The organism is Cupriavidus malaysiensis, from assembly GCF_001854325.1.
Taxonomy (GTDB): Bacteria; Pseudomonadota; Gammaproteobacteria; order Burkholderiales; family Burkholderiaceae; genus Cupriavidus; species Cupriavidus malaysiensis.
Genome location: NZ_CP017754.1, coordinates 232,883 through 248,386 on the forward strand (window position 1 = coordinate 232,883; position 15,504 = coordinate 248,386).

Consider the following 15,504-nt stretch of genomic DNA (forward strand, 5'->3'; position numbering starts at 1 on the left):
TGAACCCGGTCAGACTCAGCTGGGCCGGATTCCGTCGTCGCAGACAACGGACGTGGTCACCCGCCGGGGCAGGTGGCGTCGGGCGGGGTGTAGTATTGACACCCGCTCCGTACCGCACAAGCGCGTAACTACGCAAGTGATCTGCGTGGTACTACGTAGCCCGACGAAGGCAAGCCGCTTCGCCGGCATCCATGTTTACCCGCACGTGATGAAACTCCGCCAGAAAATCCTGCTGCTCGCTGTCGCGCCGCTTGCCGTGGCCATGCTCGGCATCGCGCTGGCCGTGCGCCACCAGGCCACGGCGCTGGTGCGCCACGAGCGGGGCCTGGTCGAGGCGGCCTACCTGCAGAGCAAGGAAACCGAGCTGCGCCATTACGTCGAGCTGGCGCAAAGCGCGATCGCACCGCTGGTGCGCGCCGGGCGCGACGATGCCGCCGCCCGCCAGGCCGCGATGGCGGCCCTGGCCAGGCTCGACTACGGTCCCGATGGCTACTTCTTCCTGTACGACATGCAGGGCCGCAACCTGATGCACCCGCGCCAGCCGGAACTGGTGGGCCAGGACCTGTGGGAGCTGCGCGACCCGCAGGGCGTGCCCACCATCCAGCGCCTGATCGCCACCGCCCGTGCCGGCGGCGGGGCGGTGCGCTACCTGTGGAAGAAGCCGTCCTCGCAGCAGCTCGCGCCCAAGCTCGGCTACGTGGTGGCGGTGCCCGAATGGGGCTGGATGCTGGGCACCGGCATCTACCTCGACGACGTGGAAGAGACGCTGCGCCAGCTCGATGCGCGCGCCGAGACCGATATCCGCGAGACCATGGCCTGGATCGGCGTGATCGCCGCCATCAGCATCCTGCTGGTGGCGGCCGGCGGCCTGGCCCTCAACATCAGCGAGCACCGCGAGGCCGACGCCAAGCTGCGCCAGCTGGCCCAGCGCGTGGTGCAATCGCAGGAGGAGGAGCGCGCGCGCCTGTCGCGCGACCTGCACGACGGCGTGAGCCAGCTGCTGGTGTCGGTCAAGCTGCTGCTGGAGACCGCCGCCAACCGTCTGCGCCAGGCACCCGCGCAGGCCGAGGTGGTGGTGCCGGTGCTCGACACCACGCTGGTGCGGCTGGATGCCGCCTTCAACGAGGTGCGCCGGGTCTCGCGCAACCTGCGCCCCGCCCTGCTCGACGACCTCGGCCTGCTGGCCGCGCTGCGCCACCTGGCGCGCGAGATGGCTGACGAGAGCGGCCTGGCCATCGACGTGGCGCTGGAAGGCACGCCGCGCCCGCTGGCCGACGAGCAGGCCACCGCGCTGTTCCGCATCGCGCAAGAGGCGCTGACCAATGTCGCGCGCCATGCGCACGCGCGCCGCGTCGGCGTGACCCTCTCTTTCCTGCCGGCCCACACGTGCCTGGCCGTGCGGGACGACGGCAGCGGCTTCGACGTCGCGCGCATGCAGAGCGACCCGCGCCGCGGCATCGGCCTGCGCAACCTGCGCGAGCGCGTGGCCGCGCTCGGCGGCCACTTCGATCTCGCCTCCGGGCCCGGCGGCACGTGGCTGTGCGCCACGCTGCCGCTGGCGCCCGATTCACCGGCAAGGATGCCCGCTTGATGATTTCTTCTCCCACGGCACACGACAACGCGCCGGCGCGCGTGCTGCTGATCGACGACCACGGCCTGGTGCGCGACGGCATGCGCCTGCACCTGAGCCTGCAGCCCGGGCTCCAGGTCGTGGGCGAGGCCGACGGTGGCGAAGCCGCGCTGCAATGGCTGCAGGGCGCCGCGGCCGACGCCCTGCCCGACCTGGTGATCACCGATATCGCCATGCGCGGCATGAGCGGCATCGCCCTGGCCGAAGCGCTGCACGAGCGCTACCCGGAGCTGGCCGTGCTGATCGTCTCGATGCATGACAATCTCGAATACGTGCGCCAGGCGGTGCGCGCCGGCGCGCGCGGCTATGTCCTCAAGGATGCGCCCGGTGGTGAACTGCTGGCGGCCATCGAGGCCGTGCTGGCCGGGCGCATGTTCTACAGCGCGCGCATCGCGCGCGGCATGGCCGAGCAGTCGCCGGCGGCCGGGCCGCTCGACGCGCTGACCCCGCGCGAACGCGAGATTCTCGACGGCATCGGCCTCGGACTGGCCAACAAGGAGATGGCCGCGCGCCTGGGCGTATCGGTGCGCACGGTGGAGACGCACCGGCTCAACCTCAAGCGCAAGCTCGGCATCGAGGGGCGTGCGGGGCTGGTGAAATTCGCGGTGGAGCAGTCGGGCGAACCGGGCGAGGGCGGCGGGCCGGCGGGCTGAGCGGCCCGGCGCCTGCCGCGCTCGGAAAAAGAAAAACCCACCGCCGGGGCGGTGGGTTTGTCCATGGCCCCGGCGCCAGGCGCCGCGGCTGGAGTTCAGCCCTGCAGGCGTTCGGCCAGCGTCGCCTTCGCTGCCACCAGCGCCTGCGGCAGGCCGTGGCTGAGCTGCTGGAACAGCTCTTCGTGCAGCGCCAGCTCCTTCAGCCAGGCCTCGCGGTCGATCGAGGTGACCTGCTCGAACTGCTCGCGCGAGAAGTCCAGGCCTTCCCAGTTCAGGTCCTCGTAGCGCGGCGAGGTGCCGAACACGTGCTCGCCGCCCTGGCCCTTGCCTTCGACGCGGTCGATCATCCACGACAGCACGCGCATGTTCTCGCCGAAGCCCGGCCACACGAAGTTGCCGTCGGCATCCTTGCGGAACCAGTTCACGCAGTAGATCTTCGGCAGCTTGGCGCCGGCGGCTTCCAGCTTGGCGCCCAGCGCCAGCCAGTGGCCGAAGTAGTCGCTCATGTTGTAGCCGCAGAACGGCAGCATGGCGAACGGGTCGCGGCGCACCACGCCCTGCTGGCCGGCGGCCGCGGCGGTGGTTTCCGAGCCCATGGTGGCGGCCATGTAGACGCCCTCGGTCCAGTCGCGGGCCTCGGTCACCAGCGGCACCGTGGTGGAACGGCGGCCGCCGAAGATGAAGGCGTCGATCGCCACGCCGGCCGGGTTGTCCCAGTTCTCGTCGATCGACGGGCACTGCGAGGCCGGCGCGGTGAAGCGCGCATTCGGGTGGGCCGCCTTGGCGCCGGTCTGCTTGGCGATCTCGGGCGTCCAGTCCTTGCCCTGCCAGTCGATCAGGTGGGCCGGGGCCTCCTTGGTCATGCCTTCCCACCACACGTCGCCGTCATCGGTCAGTGCGACGTTGGTGAAGATGATGTTCTCCTTCAGCGTCGCCATCGCGTTGAAGTTGGTCTTCTCGCTGGTGCCCGGGGCCACGCCGAAGTAGCCGGCTTCCGGGTTGATGGCGTAGAGGCGGCCGTCCTGGCCGGGCTTGATCCAGGCGATGTCGTCGCCGATGGTGGTGACCTTCCAGCCGCCGAAGGCCTTGGGCGGGATCAGCATGGCGAAGTTGGTCTTGCCGCAGGCCGACGGGAAGGCGGCCGCGACGTGGTACTTCTTGCCCTCGGGCGAGGTCACGCCCAGGATCAGCATGTGCTCGGCCAGCCAGCCCTCATCGCGGCCCATGGTCGAGGCGATGCGCAATGCGAAGCACTTCTTGCCCAGCAGGGCGTTGCCGCCGTAGCCCGAGCCGAACGACCAGATCTCGCGCGAGGCCGGGAAGTGCACGATGTACTTGGTCGGGTTGCACGGCCACGCCACGTCCTTCTCGCCGGCCGCCAGCGGCTTGCCGACGGTGTGCACGCAGGGCACGAACTCGCCGTCGGTGCCGAGCACGTCATACACGGCACGGCCCATGCGGGTCATGATGCGCATATTGACCGCCACATAGGGCGAATCCGACAATTCCACGCCGATGTGGGCGATCGGCGAGCCCAGCGGGCCCATCGAGAACGGCACCACGTACAGGGTGCGGCCGCGCATGCAGCCGTCGAACAGGCCGGACAGCGTCTGGCGCATCTCCGCCGGGGCGACCCAGTTATTGGTGGGGCCGGCGTCTTCCTTCTTGTCGCTGCAGATGAAGGTGCGGTCCTCGACGCGTGCCACGTCGGACGGATCGGACAGGGCCAGGAAGGAGTTCTTGCGCTTGGCCGGGTTCAGGCGCTTCATGGTGCCGGCGGCGACCATCTGTTCGCACAGCCGGTCGTACTCTTCCTGCGAGCCGTCGCACCAGTAGATCTGGTCGGGCTTGGTCAGGGCGGCGATCTCGGCCACCCAGGCCAGCAGTTTCGGGTTCTTGACCCAGGCCGGGGCATTGAGTGCCGGCGTGCCCTGCATGGTGGGGTGATTCATGGTTTGCTCCAAAACAGAAGGGAAATCTGGAAATCCGGCTCAGCCTCCTGGCCGCCGCGGGCTCCTGCGGGGCCTGCTGCGGCATGCGCATCGCTATGACTGTCATTAGTGAACTAAGTGAACTAAGGATCACTAATCGTCACATCCCGTTACAACTCCGGCGAGGGTAATTCCACGCAAAAGTGCGCGGCTTTGCCTGTGGCTGCGCTACAGTTGCGCTTTGCCGGTACGCGGGCCGGTCGAGGCTTTCCCGCCTGCGGCCGGAAGCGGGAGCGAGGCTCTACCGACATACCGGTGCAACGGCGGGGACGGCAAGGATACCACCGCTGCCAGCGTACGTTTTCCGCTGTGCAGCATTGTCATCGCCCGCACGGTATCCGCCACATCGCGCGCAGATTTGCCGCGACAGTTTCTATAACAATAGTATCGAGCGGTGCCGCCGGCCGCTGTTGTCGCGCGCACCGAACCATTGCCAGCCAAGAATTGACCGAGTTGCCGATGAAGATTGCCGTACTCGACGATTACCAGGACGCGGTCCGCAAGCTGTCCTGCTTCAGCCTGCTCGACGGGCACGACGTGAAGGTCTTCAACAACACCGTCAAGGGCGTCGGGCAGCTCGCCGCGCGCCTGTCGGACGTCGAGGCCGTGGTGCTGATCCGCGAGCGCACCCGTATCACGCGGCAGCTGCTGGAAAAGCTGCCCAAGCTGAAGATCATCAGCCAGACCGGCCGCGTCGGCGGCGCCGGCAGCCATATCGACCTGGATGCCTGCACCGAGCGCGGCATCGTGGTGCTCGAGGGCGTCGGTTCGCCGGTGGCGCCCGCCGAACTGACCTGGGCCCTGATCATGGCGGCCCAGCGCCGCATTCCCCAGTACGTGGCCAGCCTCAAGCACGGCGCCTGGCAGCAGTCCGGCCTGAAGTCGGCCACCATGCCGCCCAATTTCGGCCTCGGCCAGGTGCTGCGTGGCCAGACCCTGGGCATCTGGGGCTACGGCAAGATCGGCAGGATCCTGGCCGGCTTCGGCCGTGCCTTCGGCATGCGCGTGCTGGTCTGGGGCCGCGAGGCCTCGCGCAGCAGCGCCGTCGCGGACGGGCTGGACGTGGCCGCCTCCAAGGACGAACTGTTCGCCGACAGCGACGTGCTGTCGCTGCACCTGCGGCTGAACGACGAGACGCGCGGCATCGTCAAGCTGTCCGACCTCAGCGCCATGAAGCCCACCGCCCTGTTCGTCAACACCAGCCGTGCCGAGCTGGTCGAGGAGAATGCGCTGCTGACTGCGCTCAACCGCGGGCGGCCGGGCATGGCGGCGGTCGATGTGTTCGAGTCCGAGCCCATCCTGCAGGGCCACGCGCTGCTGCGCATGGAGAACTGCATCTGCACGCCCCACCTCGGCTATGTCGAGCGCGACAGCTACGAACTGTACTTCCGCACGGCGTTCCAGAACATCCTCGACGTGCTGGCGGGCAAGCACGACAGCATCGCCAACCCGAAGGCGCTGGCGCCGGCGCTGGCGCGCTGAGCACGCCGGCGGCCTGGCGCCGCCGCTTGTGCTTCCCTCCCCCATCATTCCCCGTGCCGGCCGGCTGCGCGCCGGCCCGCCGGGCGCAGGCAGCCGCCTGCATCCAGGCGTGGCCACGTGCGCCGCTTCCGGCACGCCGACGGCAAAACCATTACACTCAGCCAATTCCGAAGCCCCGCGCGGTAGCGCCGCCGCCGGCTTCCGTCCATCCATCCTTCCCTGCTCCTTCGATTCGCGCACCGCTGCCCTCAGGCCACCATGGATCCCAGGCTCCTGACCTTGTGCGTCGGCAATTTCGTCATTGGCACCGGCGCGATGATCGTGACCGGCATGCTGAACGACATCGCCGCCGATTTCGGCCTCGGCGCGGCCAGCGCCGGCCAGCTCATCTCGGTGTTCGCGCTGGCCACCTGCGTCGGGGCGCCGCTGTTCGCCACGCTGGGCTCGCGCATCGACCGCCGCAGGCTGCTGGCCGGTGCCCTGCTGGTGTATGGCGTGCTGCACCTGGCTGCCGCGCTGGCGCCTGGCTTCGGCAGCCTGATGGCGATCCGCTTCCTGTGCGCGATCGGCGCCGCCATCTTCACGCCGCAGGCGGCCGCCACCCTGCCCCTGCTGGTCGAGGCGCATACGCGCGGGCGCGCCATCAGCTTCGTCTTCCTGGGCTGGAGCGTGGCCAGCGTGGCAGGCGTGCCGCTCGGCACCTGGATCGCCAGCACGCTGGGCTGGCGCTTCAGCATGGGACTGGTCGGCCTGCTCGCGCTGGCGGTGGCGCTGGCGGTGTGGCGCGTGCTGCCGCGGGGCCTCTATGTGGCGCCGGTCGGGCGCGCCGCCTGGGGCGCGGTGCTGCGCCATGCGCCGATCCTGCTGGTGGTGGCCACCACCATGATCCAGTCGGCCGGCATGTTCACGCTGTTCACCTATATCGCGCCGCTGCTGCGTGACGTGCATGGCATCAGCGGCGGCGCATTGAGCCTGATGTTCCTGGCCTACGGCGCCTGCGGCGTGTGCGGCAACGTGCTGGCGGCGTCCTACATGGACCGCGCCACGCCGAGCCGCATCGTCCACGTCACCCTGCTCACCTCGCTGGCGGCGATGCTGCTATGGCCGCTGGCGGCGCTCGGCGGCACGGCCCTGGTGCTGCTCTTCATGCTGTGGGGCGCGGGCGGCTTCGCCACCAACAGCGCCCAGCAGGCGCGCCTGCTGGGCCTGGCGCCGGAACGCGCGGCCGCCTCGATCTCGCTGAACTCCTCGTCGATCTACCTGGGCCAGGCGCTGGGGGCCATGAGCGGGGCCGGCATCTACACCTTGGCCGGCCCCGATGCGCTGCACTGGGGCGCGGCGGCCCTGCTGCTGCTGGCGCTGGCGGTTTCGCGGCGCGCCAGCGCGCTGTCGGGCCGGCCGGCGGGCTGCGAGCGGCCCCGGCAGGCCTGAGGCGGGGAGGCGGCACCATGTCGGGGCGGCCCGCAATGCGGAGGGTGAGATGAGCGGCAGCCGCGAGCCGGCGGCGGCCCACGATGGCAGGCAGGCGGCCTGCCTGCTGGCGGTCTGTGTCGGCCAGGCCCTGCCCCTGGTCGTGTCGGGCGCGGGCACCGAGGCCGTGGTGCTGTCCGGCATCCGCAAGCATCCGGCCAGCACCCTGGCCCATCCCTTGCCGGTGGCGCTCGGCCCGCTAGGCCTGGCCGGCGACGAGCAGGCCGACCTCAGCGTGCACGGCGGCCTCGACAAGGCCGTCTACGCCTATCCCGCCGAGCACTATCCCTGGTGGGACGCGCACCGGCGCGCGGCCGGCGTGCCCGGGGCGGAGCGGGCGCTGGCCTTCGGCGCCATGGGCGAGAACCTGGTGCTGCGCGGCTGCCTGGAAGCGGACCTGTGGGTCGGCGATCGCCTGCGGGTCGGCGCCGCGGTGCTGCGCGTCGAAGCGCCACGCCAGCCCTGCTACAAATTCAACGCCGTGCTCGGCTATCGCCATGCGGTGCGCGACATGGTGCAGAGCGGCCATTCCGGCATCTACCTGAGCGTGCTCGAGGCGGCGCCGTTGCAGGCGGGCGACACCGTGCAGGTGACGCCGGGGCCGCGCGAGGTCTCGATCGCCAGCATCAATCTCCGGCGCCGGGCGCCGACCGCGCGGTAGGCCCTCCCCGGATGCGGCGCGATAGACGTCGGCTCAGGCTTTTCTGATAATGTTTCGCACCAGATACAAGAAGTGCGCCGGTACTGCGATCCTGGAGCAGACGTTTTCCGCCAGGGTCGCCGGCCGGACGTGGGACCGCGCCGGCCCGGCACGGCGGTGGTCTTTCCGCGGCGGCACCGGCACCCACAAGCCGGGCCGTGGGGAGCGGGCGTGAAAGGCACGGGTTGAGCGAAGGGTCTCGCATGAAAACGAACGGGATCGACCAGGCCAAGGGCTTCGTCGACGAGCAATGGAGTCCGGCGATGGGAACCGGCAAGGGACGCGCGGCACCGTGGCTGGCCGGCCTCGGCCTGGTCGTGCTGGGCGGGGCCGCCTGGTTCGGCTGGCGCCACGCCTTCGCGCCCAAGCCCGCGCCCAAGGCACCGGCCGCTGTCGTGGTGACCACCGCGCTGGCACGCCAGTCCGACGTGCCGCTGCAGGTCTCGGCCAACGGCAATGTCACCGCGCTGTCCACCGTGGAAGTGCGGCCCCAGGTCTCCAGCACCGTGCGTACCGTGCATATCAAGGAGGGCCAGACGGTCAAGCCGGGCGACCTGCTGTTCTCGCTCGATACCCGCATGGACGAGGCCAACCTCGACAAGGCGCGCGCCCAGCTGATGCGCGACCAGGCCGACCTGGCCGACGCGCGGCGCACGCTGGCGCGCAGCCAGGACCTGCTGGAGCGCAACTTCATCTCCAAGAGCGCGGTGGACACCGCGCAGGCCAAGGTGGATGGCTTCGAGGCCACCATCCGCGCCGACCAGGCGGCCATCGAGGCCAGCCGCGTGGCGGTCAGCTATGGCGCCATCCGCGCCACCATCGGCGGGCGCACCGGTGTCATCAATGTCTTCCCCGGCTCGCTGGTCACGCCCACCAGCGGCCTGCCGATGGTGACGGTGGCGCAGATCCAGCCGATCGCCGTCACCTTCAGCCTGCCCGAGCGCCAGCTCGCCGCGCTGCGCGAGGCGCTGCACAAGGGCCCGGTGCAGGTCACGGCACTGCCCAACGATGGCAGCAAGACGCCGGTCAAGGGCGAGATCGCCTTCATCGACAACACCGTCGATCCGCAGTACGGCACCATCCGCGTCAAGGCCCGCTTCGGCAATGAAGAGCAGCGGCTCTGGCCCGGCACCTATGCCAGCGTGCAGGCCGTGGTGCAGGTGCTCAAGGGTGTGCTGTCGGTGCCGCCACAGGCGGTGGTGACGGGGCCGGAGGGGCGCTTCGTCTATGCCGTGCAGGCCGACGGCAAGGTCGCGCGCATGCCGGTGCAGGTGCTCGCCACCACCGCCGAGGCCGCCGTGGTCGAGGGCGTGCCGCCGGGCACGCGGGTGGTGCTGGAAGGGGTGCAGAACCTGCGCCCGGGCAGCACCGTGCGCGAGGCCACGCCGGGCAAGGCCGCCCCGGCCGCTCTGGCCGCTTCGGCTGCTGCCGGGAAGCACTGACACCATGACGCTGTCCGAGCTCTGTATCCGCCGTCCGGTGATGACGGTGCTGCTGTGCCTTGCCGTGATCGTCTCCGGCATCGTGCTCTATCCCACCATCCCGATCGCCGCGCTGCCCAGCTTCAATTCGCCGGTGATCCAGGTCACGGCGACGCTGCCCGGGGCCAGTCCCGAGACCATGGCCGCTTCGGTGGCCACCCAGCTGGAGAAGCAGTTCGCCACCATCCCCGGGGTGACGGTGATCAGCTCATCGAACACGCTGGGCAATTCGAGCATCACCATCGAGTTCAACAACGACCGCGACATCGATGCCGCCGCGGTCGACGTGCAGGCCGCGCTGTTCCGCGCGCAGCGCTCGCTGCCGATCGAGATGACGGTGCCGCCGTCCTACCGCAAGGTCAATCCGGCCGACGCTCCCGTGCTGCTGCTGGCCATCAACTCGCCGGCGATGAGCCTGGGCGAGCTCAATGCCTTCGGCGACAACCTGATCTCGCCCTCGCTGGCCACGCTGCCCGGCGTGGCCCAGGTGCAGGTGTACGGCCAGAAGCGCTTCGCCGTGCGCGTACGCGCCCACCCCGACGCGCTCGCCGCGCGTGGGCTGACCCTGGACGAGCTGGCCACCGCGCTGAACCGCGCCAATGCCAACACGCCGGTGGGGACGCTGGACGGCGCGCGCCAGACGCTGACCATCCAGGCCAACCGCCAGCTCGCCAGCGCCGACGCCTTCCGCAACATCATCGTCGCCAGCCAGCCCAACGGTGCGGCGGTGCGCCTGTCGGACGTGGCCGAGGTCGAGGACAGCGTCGAGACCATCAAGACCGGCAGCTGGCTCAACAACGAGCGCTCCATCGTGCTGGCCGTGCTGCGCCAGCCCGATGCCAACACCGTGGCCGTGGTCGACGCCATCCGCCACGCGCTGCCGCGCCTGCTGCAGCAGATGCCGGCCTCGGTCAACGTCAACGTGGTCAACGATCGTTCGGTGTCGATCCGCGAATCCATCCACGACGTGCAGTTCACGCTGGCCCTGACGGTGGCGCTGGTGGTGATGGTGATCTTCCTGTTCCTGCGCCGCGCCGCCGCCACGCTGATCCCCACCGTGTCGCTGCCGATCTCGCTGATCGGCACCGTGGCCCTGATGAAGGCGCTGGGCTACAGCCTCGACAACGTCTCGCTGCTGGCCATCACGCTCGCGGTCGGCCTGGTGGTGGACGATGCCATCGTGATGCTGGAAAACATCGTGCGCCACATCGAGGAGGGGCTGCCGCCGCTGAAGGCGGCGCTGATCGGCTCGCGCGAGATGGGCTTCACCATCCTGTCGATCTCGATCTCGCTGGTCGCGGTGTTCATCCCGATCTTCTTCATGCCGGGTGTGATCGGCCTGCTGTTCCATGAATTCGCCGCGGTGGTATCGCTCGCCATCCTGGTCTCGGCGCTGGTCTCGCTGACGCTGATCCCGATGCTGTGCGCGCGCTTCCTGTCGGCCGAGAACGTGCCCGTCGACGAATCGCAGCACGCCTATGGCGAGCAGCCGGCGCCGGCGCACCGCCCGGCGCAGCGGCGCACGCTCGGCCTGCGCGCCACGCAATGGTTCGAGGACCTGTTCGAGTTCTCGTTGCATGCCTATGCGCGCGGGCTCGACTGGTGCCTGGCGCACCGCAGGACGGTGCTGGCGGTGGCCGGCCTGACCTTCGTGCTGACCGCCGTGCTGTTCGCCGCCATTCCCAAGGGCTTCTTCCCGGAAGAGGACATCGGCCAGATCCAGGTCAATGCCGAAGGCCCGCAGGACATCTCCTTCGACGCCATGGCCGCGCGCCTGCGCGACGCAGCCGAACGCATGCGCGCCAATCCGGCGGTCAAGAGCATCGTGGTGTCGATCGGCGGCGGCCCGTCGCCGGCCATCAACACCGGGCGCATGTTCGTCGAGCTCAAGCCGCTCGGTGAGCGGCCCAGGATGCCGCAGGTGGTGGAGTCGCTGCGCCGCGACGTGGCCGGCATCGCCGGCCTGGCGGTCTACTTTTCGCCGGTGCAGAACCTGCGCCTGGGCGGGCGCCAGAGCAAGAGCCGCTACCAGTACACCTTGCAGAGCGTGAAGTCGGCCCAGCTGCAGGAGTGGTCCGACAAGCTGATGGCCAGCATGCGCGCCGACCCGATCTTCCGCGACGTCACCAGCGACTCGCAGCAGTCCGGCCTGGAGGCCCATCTCACCATCGACCGCGACAAGGCCAATGCGCTCGGCGTGCAGATGCAGGACGTGCGTACCGCCCTGTACTCGGCCTTCGGCGAGCGCCAGGTGTCGACCATCTACACGCCGATCGACAACTACTACGTGATCCTGCAGGCGGCCGACACCGACCGCGCCGACGAGACCGCCTTCGCCAAGCTCTACGTACGCAGCAAGACCGGCCAGATGGTGCCGCTGTCGGCCTTCGCCACCACCGAGCGCCGCGTCGGCCCGATCGCGGTGAACCACCAGGGCCAGCTGCCCTCGGTGACGGTGTCGTTCAACCTGGCACCGGGCGCGGCGCTGGGCGACGCCTCGGCCAGGATCGCGCGCTTCCAGCAGCAGATCGGCATGCCCGGCTCCATCTTCACCAGCTGGGGCGGCGACGCCGCGGTGTTCCAGTCCTCGCAGGCCACGCAGATCGTGCTGCTGGTGGCGGCCATCGCCGTCATCTACACGCTGCTGGGCGTGCTGTACGAGAGCTACATCCACCCGCTCACCATCCTGGCCGGCCTGCCCTCGGCGGCCGTGGGTGCGCTGCTGACGCTGTTCCTGTTCCAGGTGGAGCTGTCGCTGATCGCCACCATCGGCGTGCTGATGCTGATCGGCATCGTCAAGAAGAACGCGATCATGATGATCGACTTCGCGCTGGCGGCGCAGCGCGAGCAGGGCATGGCCCCCGCGCACGCGATCCGCCAGGCCTGCCTGCTGCGCTACCGGCCCATCATGATGACCACCTTCGCCGCGGTGATGGGCGCGCTGCCGCTGGCGCTCGGCCTGGGCGCCGGGGCGGAACTGCGCCAGCCGCTCGGCCTGGCGGTGGTGGGCGGCCTGCTGTTCTCGCAGGTCATCACGCTGTTCATCACGCCGGTGATCTACCTGGCGCTGGACCGCTTCTCGGGCACGGGGCCGCTGCAGATCGACGCGGAAGGGAACCGGTTGCCGGCAACGGTGGGCGGGGCATAGGTCGGTCCGGCCGGCGTGCGCGTCCTGGTGGCGCGGTCGAGGACGAGTCGTCCCATATCGCGCCGGTTGTCTCCCCTCTCCCGCTTGCGGGAGAGGGGCCGGGGGAGAGGGCAGGCGCTGGCTGAGCGCAGCGGTTGGGATCACACCATCGGCTCCGTTTCCGTGCTCGCGTGCTGGACCACACCGTCGGCTTCGTTTGGGTGTGGCGCCTTGCTAGACCACCCCTCTCCCCCACCCTCTCCCGTGCGGGGAGAGGGAGCCAAGACCTTGTGCTTGGCGAGCAGTGTTGGCGCATCTCGCCGGCTTCGTTCAGCGTGACGGGGTTTGCACCGCGCCGGTTCTTTCCGTCGGCCAGAGTGCATCATCGGCATTGCCTGCCTTATCATCCACGCAGGCGGCCGGTGCCGCGCCTTCCCTGCGATCCATCCGAGGACTTCCGCATGCTTCTCCCGCATCCTTCCCGCCGGGCCGCGCTCGGCACGCTGGCTGCGTTCGGCGGCCTGGCCCTGCTGGGCGGCTGCGCCGGCGTTTCACCCCAGGCGGTCGCGGGTGATGTCGCGCAGCAGTTCCAGGGCAAGACCTATGTGCTGCTGGGCGAGGTGCATGACAACGCCGATGGCCAGAAGCGCCGCCGCATGGCGCTGGTCGATGCGCTGGCGGCGGGCTGGCGGCCCGCGCTCGCGATGGAGCAGTTCGACCGCGAGCGGCAGGCCGATATCGAGCGGGCGCGCCGCGAGCGGCCCGGGGATGCTGCCTACCTGGTGGCGCAGGCCGGTGGCAAGGGTTGGGACTGGGCGCTCTATACGCCGGTGGTGGGGCTGGCGCTGCAGTTCGATCTGCCGTTGCTGGCCGCCAACCTGTCGCGTGACGATGCGCAGCGCATCGTGCGCGGCGGGCTGGGCGAGGTCTTCTCCGCGTCCGAGCAGCGGCGCCTGGGCCTCGACCGGCCGCTGCCGCGCGATCTGGTGCGGGCGCAGACGGCGGTGCTGGACGCGGGCCACTGCGGCCGCTTCCCGGAGGCGATGCTGCCGGGCATGCTGGCCGCCCAGGCGGCGCGCGACGCGGTGATGGCGGACGTGCTGCGCGCCCAGGCCGCGCGCGGCGCGGTGCTGATCGCCGGCAATGGCCATGTGCGGCGCGATCTCGGCGTGCCGCGCTGGCTCGGCGCGGCAGCGGGCGAGATCTACAGCGTGGGCTATCTGGAAGACGCGGGGCCGGGAGAGGCCGGCGCCTACGATCGCGTCGTGCTGGTGCCGGCGCAGGCGCGGCCGGACCCGTGCCGGGACGTGGCACCGATGCCGGCACGCAGCGCGTCCTGAGCCCGGCGCGGCGCCAGCTCTCCTGCATCGCGGTTTCCCGCATCCCAGTCCCGCACGACTTCCCGCGGGCTGGGCTCATCCACGGGGCTCAGGACCTCAGGACCTCAGGACCTCAGCCGAACAGTTCCTCGGCCACCGTCGGGTGCAGCCGTACCGTGGTCTCCAGGTGATGCTCCTTCACGCCCAGGCGCAGCGCCACGGCGAAGGCCTGGATGATCTCGGGCGCGGCGCCGTCCATCATGTGCGCGCCCAGCACGCGGCCGCTGCGCGCGTTGATCACCAGCTTGACCAGCGAGGCCTGCTCGCTGCCGCCGAAGCGGTTCTCCAGCGAGACGAAGCGCTTGACCACGGTGCGGATGCGCTCCGCCTTGCCGGCCGCCTCCGCCGCCGCGGCCTCGCTCAGGCCCACGCTGGCGATGGCCGGCTCGCAGAACACGGCGAAGGGAATGTAGTCGAAATCGGCACGGTCGCCGCGGCGGCCGAACAGGCGGTCGGCCAGCCAGCGGCCCTGGGCGATCGCCACGGGCGTCAGCTGCGGTCCGTCGGTGGCATCGCCGACGGCGTAGAGCCCGCGCACCGAGGTGCGGAGCTGGCGATCCACCGCGATGCCGCCGCGCGTGCCGCGGCGCACGTCCAGCGCCTCCAGCCCCAGGCCGTCGCTGTGCGCGACGCGTCCGATCGCAGCCAGCACGGCCTGCGCGCGCAGCGATTCCGTGCGGCCGCTGCCCTGGTTGCCGTTGCCACCCTCCGTGCCGCCGCGCGGGCGGTAGCAGACCTCGACCGCGCCGTTGGCCGCAGCCAGCAGCGTAACCTCGGCATTCAGGTGGATGCGGATGCCTTGCGCCACCAGTGCGTCATGCAGCGCGGCCGCGAGATCGTGGTCGAAATGCGGCAGCAGCCGCTCGCCACGTACCAGCAGATCGACCTTGACGCCGAAGCGCGCCAGGATGGAGGCCTGCTCGACCGCGATATAGCCGCCGCCGACCACGGCCAGCGAGGCCGGCAGGCTCTTCCAGGTGAAGATGTCGTCCGAGCTGCAGGCCAGCTCTCCGCCCGGCACCGGCAGCCGGCGCGGCGCCGCGCCGGTGGCCAGCAGGATGCGGCGCGCTTGCAGGATCTCGTCGCCCACGTGTACTTCGCCGGGCGCGCCCAGGCGGGCCTCGCCGTGCAGCAGCGTGACGCCGGCCTGCTGCAGCCGCTCGGTGTAGACCACGTTGAGGCGGGCCACCTCGGCGTCCACGCGCACGATGGCATCGCCCCAGTCCTCGCGTGCGCCGGTGTGCGACAGGCAGCCGGACAGGATGGCCGCCAGGCCGGCGCCGTAGGACAGCATCTTCTTGGGCACGCAGCCGCGGTTGACGCAGGTGCCGCCGACGGCATCGCGCTCGACCAGGATCACGCGGGCGCCGTGCGCGGCGGCGCGCCGCGCCGCGGCCACGCCGCCGGAGCCGGCGCCGATCACGATGAAGTCGGCTTCACGCCGGCGCGCGCCGGCTTTGCCGCGCCCGCGCCGCGGCACGCGTTCGGGCACCGGCTCGGCGCTGACCTGCGAGGCACGCTTGCGGGGCGTGGCGGGGTTGGCTTGGCGCTTGCTCATCCGTTCCTCCTGTTGCGGCAGCGGGGACACGGC

Annotated in this window: 10 protein-coding genes; 8 read left to right on the forward strand and 2 right to left on the reverse strand. The window is 70.5% G+C overall.

Translation table 11 applies throughout. From position 1 onward, the window contains the following. The first annotated feature begins 208 nt into the window (after positions 1-208). Both BKK80_RS01015 and BKK80_RS01020 read left to right on the forward strand, forming a co-directional pair. Positions 209-1,591 (forward strand): cache domain-containing protein, encoded by a 1,383-nt coding sequence (locus BKK80_RS01015; protein WP_071070588.1) that lies wholly within the window; start codon positions 209-211, stop codon positions 1,589-1,591. Further along, on the forward strand, positions 1,591-2,283 hold the full coding sequence (locus tag BKK80_RS01020) for a response regulator (RefSeq protein WP_071010473.1): 693 nt from the start codon (positions 1,591-1,593) through the stop codon (positions 2,281-2,283). Before BKK80_RS01015 ends, BKK80_RS01020 begins: the two co-directional genes overlap by 1 nt. 95 nt (positions 2,284-2,378) lie before the next feature. On the opposite strand, the gene BKK80_RS01025 is transcribed toward BKK80_RS01020, so the two are convergent. Continuing rightward, positions 2,379-4,235, reverse strand: coding sequence for a phosphoenolpyruvate carboxykinase (GTP) (locus tag BKK80_RS01025; protein WP_071010474.1), 1,857 nt, complete (start codon positions 4,233-4,235; stop codon positions 2,379-2,381). A gap of 498 nt (positions 4,236-4,733) precedes the next feature. On the opposite strand from BKK80_RS01025, the gene BKK80_RS01030 reads away from it, so the two are divergent. The 6 genes from BKK80_RS01030 (at position 4,734) to BKK80_RS01055 (ending at position 13,874) form a co-directional block, all read left to right on the forward strand. After that, positions 4,734-5,756: a D-2-hydroxyacid dehydrogenase family protein gene (locus tag BKK80_RS01030; protein WP_071037720.1), complete on the forward strand. Its 1,023-nt coding sequence runs from the start codon at positions 4,734-4,736 to the stop codon at positions 5,754-5,756. 258 nt (positions 5,757-6,014) lie between these two features. After that, positions 6,015-7,187 (forward strand): MFS transporter, encoded by a 1,173-nt coding sequence (locus BKK80_RS01035; protein ID WP_071010476.1) that lies wholly within the window; start codon positions 6,015-6,017, stop codon positions 7,185-7,187. Positions 7,188-7,236: 49 nt separating this feature from the next. Then, the gene (locus tag BKK80_RS01040; RefSeq protein ID WP_071068442.1) at positions 7,237-7,887 is read left to right on the forward strand and encodes an MOSC domain-containing protein; all 651 of its coding nucleotides are present in this window, start codon (positions 7,237-7,239) and stop codon (positions 7,885-7,887) included. Between the two features lie 242 nt (positions 7,888-8,129). Further along, on the forward strand, positions 8,130-9,368 hold the full coding sequence (locus BKK80_RS01045; protein WP_071068443.1) for an efflux RND transporter periplasmic adaptor subunit: 1,239 nt from the start codon (positions 8,130-8,132) through the stop codon (positions 9,366-9,368). 4 nt (positions 9,369-9,372) lie between these two features. Next, positions 9,373-12,555, forward strand: coding sequence for an efflux RND transporter permease subunit (locus BKK80_RS01050; RefSeq protein ID WP_071068444.1), 3,183 nt, complete (start codon positions 9,373-9,375; stop codon positions 12,553-12,555). 440 nt (positions 12,556-12,995) lie between these two features. Then, a complete protein-coding gene (locus BKK80_RS01055) occupies positions 12,996-13,874 on the forward strand; it encodes a ChaN family lipoprotein (protein ID WP_083383866.1) in 879 nt (292 codons plus the stop codon). 112 nt (positions 13,875-13,986) lie between these two features. On the opposite strand, the gene BKK80_RS01060 is transcribed toward BKK80_RS01055, so the two are convergent. Beyond that, positions 13,987-15,471 carry a dihydrolipoyl dehydrogenase family protein gene (locus BKK80_RS01060; RefSeq protein ID WP_071010480.1) on the reverse strand — a complete coding sequence of 495 codons (1,485 nt, stop codon included), beginning with the start codon at positions 15,469-15,471 and terminating at the stop codon, positions 13,987-13,989. Positions 15,472-15,504: the final 33 nt, after the last annotated feature.

Coding starts and splice junctions, on each gene's coding strand:
- BKK80_RS01015 (WP_071070588.1), top strand. CDS start 209: ATGAAACTCCGCCAGAAAATCCTGCTGCTCGCTGTCGCGCCGCTTGCC.
- BKK80_RS01020 (WP_071010473.1), top strand. CDS start 1,591: ATGATTTCTTCTCCCACGGCACACGACAACGCGCCGGCGCGCGTGCTG.
- BKK80_RS01025 (WP_071010474.1), bottom strand. CDS start 4,235: ATGAATCACCCCACCATGCAGGGCACGCCGGCACTCAATGCCCCGGCC.
- BKK80_RS01030 (WP_071037720.1), top strand. CDS start 4,734: ATGAAGATTGCCGTACTCGACGATTACCAGGACGCGGTCCGCAAGCTG.
- BKK80_RS01035 (WP_071010476.1), top strand. CDS start 6,015: ATGGATCCCAGGCTCCTGACCTTGTGCGTCGGCAATTTCGTCATTGGC.
- BKK80_RS01040 (WP_071068442.1), top strand. CDS start 7,237: ATGAGCGGCAGCCGCGAGCCGGCGGCGGCCCACGATGGCAGGCAGGCG.
- BKK80_RS01045 (WP_071068443.1), top strand. CDS start 8,130: ATGAAAACGAACGGGATCGACCAGGCCAAGGGCTTCGTCGACGAGCAA.
- BKK80_RS01050 (WP_071068444.1), top strand. CDS start 9,373: ATGACGCTGTCCGAGCTCTGTATCCGCCGTCCGGTGATGACGGTGCTG.
- BKK80_RS01055 (WP_083383866.1), top strand. CDS start 12,996: ATGCTTCTCCCGCATCCTTCCCGCCGGGCCGCGCTCGGCACGCTGGCT.
- BKK80_RS01060 (WP_071010480.1), bottom strand. CDS start 15,471: ATGAGCAAGCGCCAAGCCAACCCCGCCACGCCCCGCAAGCGTGCCTCG.